The sequence below is a fragment of the Luteibacter sp. SVR4-7G genome (assembly GCF_056755555.1).
This window is the reverse complement of the sequence record NZ_JBPGXO010000076.1, coordinates 1-8,760: the sequence shown is the minus strand read 5'-3', so window position 1 is coordinate 8,760 and position 8,760 is coordinate 1. Positions and strand designations below refer to the sequence as shown.

Annotated in this window: 9 protein-coding genes and 1 pseudogene; 1 reads left to right on the top strand and 9 read right to left on the bottom strand. The window is 68.5% G+C overall.

Going from position 1 to position 8,760, the window contains the following annotated elements; genetic code table 11:
• The 4 genes and pseudogenes from ACR9ZH_RS18125 to ACR9ZH_RS18110 form a co-directional block, all read right to left on the bottom strand.
• Window positions 1-415: pseudogene (locus ACR9ZH_RS18125) on the bottom strand (EmrA/EmrK family multidrug efflux transporter periplasmic adaptor subunit); the annotation flags it as partial.
• Between the two features lie 24 nt (window positions 416-439).
• Complete coding sequence (locus ACR9ZH_RS18120; protein ID WP_481292160.1) at window positions 440-1,900, bottom strand: efflux transporter outer membrane subunit; 1,461 nt, start codon at window positions 1,898-1,900, stop codon at window positions 440-442.
• Window positions 1,901-1,923: 23 nt separating this feature from the next.
• The gene (locus ACR9ZH_RS18115) at window positions 1,924-2,382 is read right to left on the bottom strand and encodes a MarR family winged helix-turn-helix transcriptional regulator (protein ID WP_481292159.1); all 459 of its coding nucleotides are present in this window, start codon (window positions 2,380-2,382) and stop codon (window positions 1,924-1,926) included.
• A gap of 61 nt (window positions 2,383-2,443) precedes the next feature.
• A complete protein-coding gene (locus ACR9ZH_RS18110; RefSeq protein WP_481292158.1) occupies window positions 2,444-2,701 on the bottom strand; it encodes a hypothetical protein in 258 nt (85 codons plus the stop codon).
• 142 nt (window positions 2,702-2,843) lie between these two features.
• Between ACR9ZH_RS18110 and ACR9ZH_RS18105 the strand changes: the two genes are divergently transcribed.
• Window positions 2,844-3,635, top strand: a complete 792-nt coding sequence (locus tag ACR9ZH_RS18105) for an AraC family transcriptional regulator (RefSeq protein WP_481292157.1) — start codon at window positions 2,844-2,846, stop codon at window positions 3,633-3,635.
• Window positions 3,636-3,733: 98 nt separating this feature from the next.
• On the opposite strand, the gene ACR9ZH_RS18100 is transcribed toward ACR9ZH_RS18105, so the two are convergent.
• The 5 genes from ACR9ZH_RS18100 to ACR9ZH_RS18080 form a co-directional block, all read right to left on the bottom strand.
• On the bottom strand, window positions 3,734-4,078 hold the full coding sequence (locus ACR9ZH_RS18100) for a hypothetical protein (RefSeq protein ID WP_481292156.1): 345 nt from the start codon (window positions 4,076-4,078) through the stop codon (window positions 3,734-3,736).
• A gap of 164 nt (window positions 4,079-4,242) precedes the next feature.
• Window positions 4,243-4,941, bottom strand: a complete 699-nt coding sequence (locus tag ACR9ZH_RS18095; protein ID WP_481292155.1) for a response regulator — start codon at window positions 4,939-4,941, stop codon at window positions 4,243-4,245.
• The gene (locus ACR9ZH_RS18090) at window positions 4,938-7,601 is read right to left on the bottom strand and encodes an ATP-binding protein (protein WP_481292154.1); all 2,664 of its coding nucleotides are present in this window, start codon (window positions 7,599-7,601) and stop codon (window positions 4,938-4,940) included. The genes ACR9ZH_RS18095 and ACR9ZH_RS18090 overlap by 4 nt, the downstream gene beginning before the upstream one ends.
• 137 nt (window positions 7,602-7,738) lie before the next feature.
• Window positions 7,739-8,311, bottom strand: a complete 573-nt coding sequence (gene kdpC / locus ACR9ZH_RS18085; protein ID WP_481292153.1) for a potassium-transporting ATPase subunit KdpC — start codon at window positions 8,309-8,311, stop codon at window positions 7,739-7,741.
• A 10-nt stretch (window positions 8,312-8,321) separates the two neighbouring features.
• Window positions 8,322-8,760 (bottom strand): outer membrane beta-barrel protein (locus ACR9ZH_RS18080; protein ID WP_481292152.1); only part of this gene is annotated, 439 nt, incomplete at its 5' end.

Genomic DNA, 8,760 nt, shown 5'->3' with positions numbered 1-8,760 from the left:
GATCCACGGCGGTCTGGCGCACGGCCACGTCCGCCTGCGCGGAACTCACGTTGTTGTACAGGCCACGCACGCGGCGCACGGTATTGGCCAGTTCGGCGCGCGCGCTCAGGATCGCGATCTGCGCGTCGCTGTCGTCGAGCTTCACCAGCACGTCGCCCTTGTGCACGAGGTCGCCGTCGTCCGCCGTGATGGAAAGCACGGTGGCCGCGATCTGCGGGGTGATCTGCACGACGTTGCCATTGACGTACGCGTCGTCGGTGTCCTCGTACCAGCGGCCGTCCACGAAATACCAGACGGTCCAGCCGATGCCGGCCAGTACGAGGACGAGGACCAGGAGCTTGAGGAAGAAGCCGCGGCGGCTCTTCGGTGGCGGCGCCACGACGGCGCCGGCGGGGGCGGTGGTTTCTTGGGACATCGTTAGCTGCCTCGGGACGTTTTCTTAGTTGTTCGCCGGCGTGGCGGCGGCGACCGGCTGGTCGCCCGCCTCGGGGCGGAAGCCGCCGCCGAGCGCCTGGATGAGTTGGACGGAGGTGTCGACTTGCTGCGCGCGCAGCGCGGCCATGCGCTGCTCGGCGAGGAGCAGCTGCTGACGCACCACCAGCGACTCCAGGTAGCTGCCGACGCCGGCCTTGTAGCGCTGCTGCGACAGGTCGTATGCCTGCTGCGCGGCGTCCCTCGCACGCTGCTGCGCGGCGACCTGGGTCGCGAGGGAGTCCAGGCCGGAAAGATCGTCGGCCACCTCGTTGAGCGCGCCGACCAGGATCTTGTTGTACTGGGCCACGGCGAGGTCGTACGCGGCGTCCTTGCCGGCGAGGTTGGCGCGCAGGCGGCCGCCGTCGAAGATCGGCAGGCTGAAGGCGGGCAGCACCTGCCAGAAGCGGGCGCGCGAAGCGAACAGGTTTTCGCTGCCCCCGGCGACCTGCGCGGCAAGCACGCCAAGGCTCACGTTGGGCAGGAACTCTGTCTTCGCGGCGGCGATATCCTTGGATGCCGCTTCCACGCGCCAGCGCGCGGCGACGAGGTCGGCGCGATGGCCGAGCAGGTCGGCGGGAAGATTGGCGGGCACGGCCACGGCCGACGGCGAAAGCGCCGCAGGCCTTGCGATATCCAGGCCGCGATCGGGACCCTTGCCAAGGAGCACGCTCAAGGCGCTGCGCGCGCTGTCGATGGCGCGCTGGGCCACCGCCATCTCGCGTTCCGCCGAGGCCACGTCCGTATCGGCCTGCTTCACCTGGATCTGGTTGTCCACACCGGCGGCGACGCGCTGGCGGACCAGGTCGCGCGAAGCAAGGCTGCGGTCCAGTTCGGCCTTGGCGACATCCAGTTCCGTGAATGCGTAGCCCAGCTGCACATAAGCGCGGGCGACATTGGTCGACAGCTCGATGCGCGCGGCGCGCGAATCGATTTCACTGGCGCGCTGCGAACCCACGGCGGCTTCCCAGGCATCGCGCTTGCCGCCCCAGAGATCGAAATCCCAGCTGAAATTGGCGTAGCCGTACTTCGTCCAGCTGAAATGGTTGCCCAGCGGCGCGGGGAACAGCGTGCCCGGCAGGTGCGCGCCGGCCACGCCACCGCCGACGGCCAGCGTGGGGTCGCGCGCCGCATCGGCGGCGCCGCTCTGCGCCTGCGCCTGACGCACGCGGGCATCGGCGGCGGCCAGATCGGGATTGTCCTTCAATGCTTCCTCGATCAGCGAGGAAAGCTGGCTGTCGCCCAGCCCGGTCCACCAGTCGGATGCCGGCCAGTTGGCCGGCGAGACCTGGGCCTTGGCCAGGCTGCGCTCGGCATGAAGGGTGGCGGGGTCGGTGAGCCGGCCCTGCGGCTCCAGTCCACGGCTGGTGACACAGCCGGACAGGATCAGCGCGGCCCCGACGGCCGCCACAAGAGTGTGCAGACGCATGAGTTTTTGCCTCGACAGTAAGGTCAGTCTTTGTCGCGGAGCGCGGCGAGCACGCGCTCCAGGTAATCGTGCAATCGGTCGCGCTCTTCAGCGGACAGGCCGCGCTGCGCGCGTTCCAGCGTCGCGACATTGCTTTCGTGCAGGTGCCGCCACAGGACTTCGCCCGCCTCGGTCAGTTCGATGCGCAGCGCACGGCGGTCCTGCTCGTGCGGCTGGCGGCGCAGGTATCCCTTGGTCTCGAGCTGGTCGAGCTGGCGGGTCATGGCGCCCCCATCCAGGTCGACGGCCCGGGCCAGTTCGGTGGCCGACATCGGTCCGAGCAAGGCCAGCCGCTTCAGCACGTGGAACTGCGTGAACTTGAGGTCCGCGCCCTGGGCGGCGAGGTCGGACTCGATGGCCCGTACGATTTCGCTGCGGACCATGCCGATCAGGGCGCCGAGGCTGTCCCGGCCGTCAGGGGTTGGGCAGATGGAAGGGTTCATGACGCATATTCTATTGCCTCCATTATAGTTGTCAAGGCAAATATGCGCCGGGCAGATATTTTCAGCTCACGGCCGGCTCGGCCTCATCCGCTAGGAGAGCGGCCAGCGCCGGGTCGCGGACCTCGAACAGGTCGAAAACGCCGAGCGCGCGCAGCGTCGGCAACTGGGCCAGCAGGCGGGGTTCCAGCGTCCTGACCTGCTCTTCCGGGGTTCCCGGGTCCAGCATCACGTGGGCACAGGCGACGAAGGTGACCAGGGCGTGGCCCGCCTCCTGGCCCCCGTCGAGGTCGTTGTAGTCATTGGTGACGAGACGGATCATGGGGAATCTCCGGCGTCGAGGTCCTCTTTCGTGGCGAAAGGAACGCGCCACGAGGACATTTGTTTGGGAGTGCAAATGTTAGCCATGGAAGCTATCGGCCTGATATCGTCATCGGGCCAACTTATGTCGAGGAACGGCCAAAATGCTGGATGATGCCCTACATGCATTGCTGGAAAGCGCCGATGGCCCGCCGCTGGTCGCCTACGAGGCGAAGGGGGAAATTCCGCTAGTCGAGACCGACTGGCATAGCCACGTGCGCGGTCAGTTCTTCTATGTCGAGGAGGGGCTGGTCGTCAGCCGCACCGAGCACGGCTCCTGGCTGCTGCCGCCGCATCGCGCCGGCTGGATGCCGCCGGGCGAACTGCACACGGTAAGCATCGCGGGCCCCACACGCGCCTGGGGGGTCTTTATCGCACCGTGTGCAGCCGCCGGCCTGCCCGACCGGCCCTGCGTGGTCGGCGTGAACGACCTGTTCCGCGCCATCATCAAGCGCGCCGCGAGCTGGCCCGTCGAGGCCGCGAACGAGCCCGAGAAGGAACGCCTGCTCGCCGTGCTGCTCGACGAGATGCGCCGGGCGCCGGTCGAGCAGCTGCACCTGCCCATGCCGGTGGACCGCCGCCTGCGGCGTATCGCGATGGCGATGTTCGAGCGTCCCGACGACACCCGCGGCATCGAGGAATGGGCGAACTGGGCCGGCATGTCCGTGCGCACGCTCACCCGGCTGTTCCGGCAGGAAACCCAGTGCAGCGTGGCGCAATGGCGGCAGCAGGCGCGCCTCACCTGCGCGCTGGAACGGCTGGCGGAGGGCGAGCCGGTCTCGGTGGTATCGGATGCGCTCGGCTACGCCTCGCCCAGCGCCTTCGTGGCGATGTTCCGCAAGGCTTTCGGCGATTCGCCGGGCCGTTACCTCGCCCGCCAGGCCATCGGAGTGTAGGAGCGTGCTTGCGCGCGACATGTTTTGAGGCCATGCCCCGGAGCTGGCGCGCAAACTTGGAGACAGGTGCGAAAACATGTCGCGCGCAAGGCGCGCTCCTACAGGGGCTTGCACATCCACAGGGTTTCAAAGGTGTATGCGTCGCCGCTGTAACGTTCGATGACGTCCATCGCGATACGGCCGTATTGCCATTCGCCGTGCTCTCCCGGGGAATTCACGTCGTAGCACGTGCGTTCCTTCTCGAAATCGCCCGTCTCCGGATGCGTCATCCAGCGTTCCTCCTCGTGGCATTGCAGGAGCGCCTCGTCGTACGACGGGAGGATGCGCTCACCCGCGACGAAGCGTTCGCCCGTACACGACACCGCCGCGGAGGGCGCAGGTGCCTCCATGGCGCCCGCGGCGAGGGACAGGACGGTGACGGCGACGGACAACATTCGGACCACGCGACGCTCCTTCTTCGGATGAGTGCGCGAGGCTGCGCGAGCCCGTGGTCGAAGGAAATCGGACTTGTCTTAGAAATGCGGCGCGATGCCCGCAGTGTGACGGACATCACGCGCCACGCCGCGGAATCAAGGGATCGTGAAGGGAAAAAACGTTCGTATCCCCATCATGAAGCGGGAAAGCGATAGCCGACGCCGGGCTCCGTTTTGAGCCAACGCGGAGACGAGGGATCGTCGCCGAGTTTCTGCCGCAGCTTGCCCATCACGATGCGCAGGTAGTGCGTGTCCTGCGTGTGCGTCGCTCCCCATACGTCGCGCAGTATCTGCTGCTGTCCCACCACGCGGCCGGCATGGCGCACGAGCAGCGACAGCACCGCGAATTCCTTGCGCGTGAGCGCCACAGCCTGGCCGTCGAGGAATACTTCGCGGCGGGCCAGGTCGACCGACAGCGTGCCATCGTCGTAGCGCAGCGGCGCGCCGGCTTCTCCGCCCCTGGCGCCCGAGCGCAGGAGCACGCGCAAGCGCGCCATCAGTTCCTGGATACCGAAGGGCTTGGTGACATAGTCGTTCGCCCCGCGATCCAGGGCCTTCACCTTCTCGCTTTCCGCGTCGCGCACGGACAGCATCAGCACCGGGACTTCGCTCCAGGCGCGCAGTTCGCGCAACACCTCGTGGCCTTCCATGTCTGGCAAGCCGATGTCGAGGATGACCACGTCGGGCGAGCGCGTGGCGGCGAAGCCCAGGCCCTCCTGACCGGTGGAGGCGAGGATCACCTGGTAGCCCTCGGCGCGCAGGCCGATGTCGAGGAAACGGCGGATCTGGACTTCGTCGTCGATCACCAGCACGCGCGGAGCGATGGCATTCATGAGGTCTCGTCGGGCGGCGCCGGCAACGGCAGCGACACGCGGATGGTGGTACCACCGCCCGCATTGGGCAAGGCCTCCACGCTGCCGCCGTGCGCGCCGATCATGCCGCGGCAGATGGCGAGTCCCAGCCCCGTGCCCTGCTTGCCGCGGTCGCCGCGCGCCACCGAGTGGAACATGTCGAAGATCCGCTCCCGCTCGTCCTCGGGGATGCCCGGACCCCGGTCGATCACGTCCACCAGCAGGCGCCCCCCCTCGCTGCGCACCACGACGCGCACCGGCTCGGACGGGGGCGAGAAGCGGGCCGCGTTCTCGAGGATGTTGAACAGGGCCTGCTCGATCAGCGCGGGGTGCACGTGGAGCAGCACGGTATCGCGCGGCAGTTGCATGTCCACCCGCACGTCGGGAAACAGCTTGCGCATGCGCGACACCGCGGCGGCGACGATCTCGCCGGCGTCCACCCAATCGCGGTTGAGCTTCAGCGTGCCGTGGCCGAGCCGGGTCATGTCGAGCAGGTTCTGGATATAGCGGTCGAGGCGCTGGCCCTCGCCGAGGATGGCCTCGAGCAGTTCGCGCCGTTCGGCCTCGGGAAGCTGCTTCTCATAATCGAGCAGGGTGCCCGCCGAGCCGATCATGGAGGCCAGCGGCGAGCGCAGATCGTGCGATACCGAGGAGAGCAGGGCGCTGCGCAGGCGCTCGGTTTCGCCTTCGACGCGCGCGCCTTCCAGTTCGGCGGCGAGACGCGCGCGCTCGAGCGCCTGGCCGATGTCCTGGACCATCGCCAGAGCCAGGCCACGGCGCTCCGCATCCGGTTCGCCCTGGGTTTTCGGGAAGCGCAAGGCCACGACGCCCGCGCGCCGCGACTCGCTGCCCAGCGGCAGGATCCAGCTCGAAGCAGCATGCAGGGTATCGGTGAAACGGCCGGCCGGTTCGGCATGCGCCTCGCTCCAGTCGGCGGCGGCGAGGTCTTGCGTGGACAGCGCGAACGGTTCCGGCGCCGAAGCCGCCGCGACGAGTTCGGCCGCCTCGTTGCGCGCGAGCACGGCCACCTGGATGTCCAGCGTGCGCGCCAGGGCGCGGGCACCCACGTCGCGGATGGCCGCGGCATCGGCCGCCGTGGCAAGTTGCTGGCCCAGTCTCACCAGGGCACGGCCGCGCACCTGCGCCACGCGCAGCGAACTCACCTGGCCGGCGAGGCGGGTGGCGAGGCGGCTGCATACCAGTGCGGCGACGAGGAAGAGCACCACGGCCAGCACGTCGTCGGCATTGGCGATCGCCAGTGTGTAGCGCGGCGGCGCGAAGAAGAAGTTGTAGCCGAGGAAGCAGAGCAAGGCTGTGTATACCGCCACCGCCATGCGCGTACGCGCCGCCACGAAGAGCACCGCGGTGAGAAAGATCAGCGACAGGTTGGCCACCGAGAGGAACCTGTCGGCGACGAAGGCCAGGCCCATCGCGGCCGCCGTCGCCACCGTGGCCATGCCGTAGTCGCGCCGCGAACCCTTCATCTCGACGGCGGAGCGCAGGCGACGCCGCGCGCTGGCGCGCTCGACCGGCGTGGCGACGATGGTCAGCTCCAGGTGCGCGCCGCGCCGAAGCAGTTGTTGCGTGAGCGAAAAGCCGAGCCGGCGCGCGATGGGACGCTCGCGCGTGCGTCCCACGATGATCTGGCCCACGCCTTCGCGGTCGGCCCAGGCCAGCAGTTCGTCGGCCACGGCATGACCGCGCAGGATGACTTCCTCGCCCCCAAGGCGGCGGGCCAGGCGCATCGCCGCATCCACGCGTTCGCGGCGGGCGGCGTCGACGCCGCCGCGATCGACGAACACCACACTCCACGGCGCGCCGCGCCGTTCGGCGATGCGGCGGGTGACGCGCACGAGGTATTCACTCTGCGCGGCGCCGTCGATTGCCGCCACGATCCGCCGGCGCACCGGCATGACGCTCCCGCGCGCGAGCATCGACTCGCGAAGGTCGCTGTCCACGTGGGTCGCCACCGTTTCCACGGCCAGTTCGCGCAGCGCGGCGAGGTTGGTCGGCGAGAAGAAGGCCTCGAGCGCCACAGCGGCGGTCTCAGGCACGTACACCTTGCCCTGGCGCAGGCGCGCGATGAGTTCGCGCGGCGGCAGGTCGATCAGCACGATGTCGCGCGCGCGGTCGAGGAACGCGTCGGGCACGGTCTCGCGCACGGCCACGCCGGTGATCCGGCGTACCTGGTCGTTGAGGCTCTCCAGGTGCTGCACGTTCATCGCCGTGTACACCTCGATGCCTGCCTCGAGCAACTCGGCGATGTCCTGCCAACGGCGCGCATGGCGGCCGCCAGGCAGGTTCGTATGGGCCAGTTCGTCCACCAGGATCACCGCCGGCTTGCGGGCCAGCGCGGCCTCGAGGTCGAATTCCTGGAAGGTGCGACCCGCGTAACGTACCGATCGCGTCGGCAGCACCTCGGCGCCCTCGAGCAGGGCCACGGTTTCGGCGCGACCGTGGGTCTCGACCAGGCCGATCACCACGTCGATGCCCTGGCGGCGCAGGTCGCGCGCCGCCGAAAGCATGGCGAAGGTCTTGCCAACGCCCGGCGAGGCACCGAGGAAGATCTTCAGGCGTTGGCCATCCTCATCCTTCGCTGCGTTGAGCAACGCGTCGGCGCGGGCGTCGCGATCTTCGTTCATGGCAGTCGCCGATGGAGGAGGGTCATGACCCATTGTAGGAGCGCGCCCCGCGCGCGACATGTTTTCGCGCCAGTTTCCGAACCGGCGCGCCAGCTCCGGGGTACGGCCTCAAAAGATGTCGCGTGCAAGGCGCGCTCCTACCGCGCACGATCGAGCGCCAGGTTCAGTTCCAGCACGTTCACCCGCGGCTCGCCCAGTACGCCGAACTGACGGCCTTGGGTTGTCTTGTCGACCAGCGCCCGCACGGCGGCGGGATCCATCCTGCGTGCATGGGCCACGCGGGCGACCTGGTAGCGTGCCGCCGCCGGGCTGATCTCCGGATCGAGGCCGCTGCCGGAGGCGGCGACGAGTTCGACGGGCACCGGGGCGTCGTTGTCCGGGTCGGCGGCGCGCAGCGCGGCGAGGCGCTGCTTCGCCGCATCCGCCAGGGCCGGATTGGTCGGGCCCTGGTTGGAACCGCTCGACGCCGCTGCGTTGTACGGACCCGGCGTGGTCGCCGAGGGACGGCCCCAGAAATAGCCTGGAGCGGAGAACGATTGGCCGATCAGCGACGACCCGACCGGCGCTCCGTTCCGCGTCACCACGCTGCCCGCAGCCTGGCGTGGGAAGATGAGGGCCGAGATCCCGCCGACCACCGCGGGATACACGATGCCGGTGACCACCGTCATCAGCAGGAGCAGGACGATGCCGTTGCGCAGCAGCGTTTTCATGGTGCCTTCCTCAGTAGTGCCAGATGGCGTCGACGATCGCGCTGGCCTGGTAATCCTTGCGGCCACCGTCGTACGCATGGACGTCGTAGGACTTCTCCACGCGGAGTTCCGGACGGATCTCCAGGTCCTGGCTCACCCAGTGGGTGAGGCCGACGGTGTGGCTCGTGTAGCGCGTGGCGTAGCCCGTGCGCTGGCCCTTCTGGTCGTTGTACCACTCGTTACGGATCGAGATCATGTTCGCCGGGTTCAATGCGATGTTGAGATAGTTCACGATGCCGTATTCGCCCGCTTTTCCCGGCAGCGGCGACGAAGCGACCACGCCGGGTTCGCCACCCGGACCGAAGCCGGCGATGTTCCTGCCGTACATGTAGTACGCCTCGGTGAGGATGTGCACGTCGTCGCTGAAGCGATGGCCCCAGGTGGTCACGTACATCTGCACGTTGTTGTAG

What these genes read in the sequence shown, in the direction of transcription:
- ACR9ZH_RS18120 (WP_481292160.1), bottom strand. Translation starts at nt 1,900, where the DNA reads ATGCGTCTGCACACTCTTGTGGCGGCCGTCGGGGCCGCGCTGATCCTG.
- ACR9ZH_RS18115 (WP_481292159.1), bottom strand. Translation starts at nt 2,382, where the DNA reads ATGAACCCTTCCATCTGCCCAACCCCTGACGGCCGGGACAGCCTCGGC.
- ACR9ZH_RS18110 (WP_481292158.1), bottom strand. Translation starts at nt 2,701, where the DNA reads ATGATCCGTCTCGTCACCAATGACTACAACGACCTCGACGGGGGCCAG.
- ACR9ZH_RS18105 (WP_481292157.1), top strand. Translation starts at nt 2,844, where the DNA reads ATGCTGGATGATGCCCTACATGCATTGCTGGAAAGCGCCGATGGCCCG.
- ACR9ZH_RS18095 (WP_481292155.1), bottom strand. Translation starts at nt 4,941, where the DNA reads ATGAATGCCATCGCTCCGCGCGTGCTGGTGATCGACGACGAAGTCCAG.
- ACR9ZH_RS18090 (WP_481292154.1), bottom strand. Translation starts at nt 7,601, where the DNA reads ATGAACGAAGATCGCGACGCCCGCGCCGACGCGTTGCTCAACGCAGCG.
- kdpC (WP_481292153.1), bottom strand. Translation starts at nt 8,311, where the DNA reads ATGAAAACGCTGCTGCGCAACGGCATCGTCCTGCTCCTGCTGATGACG.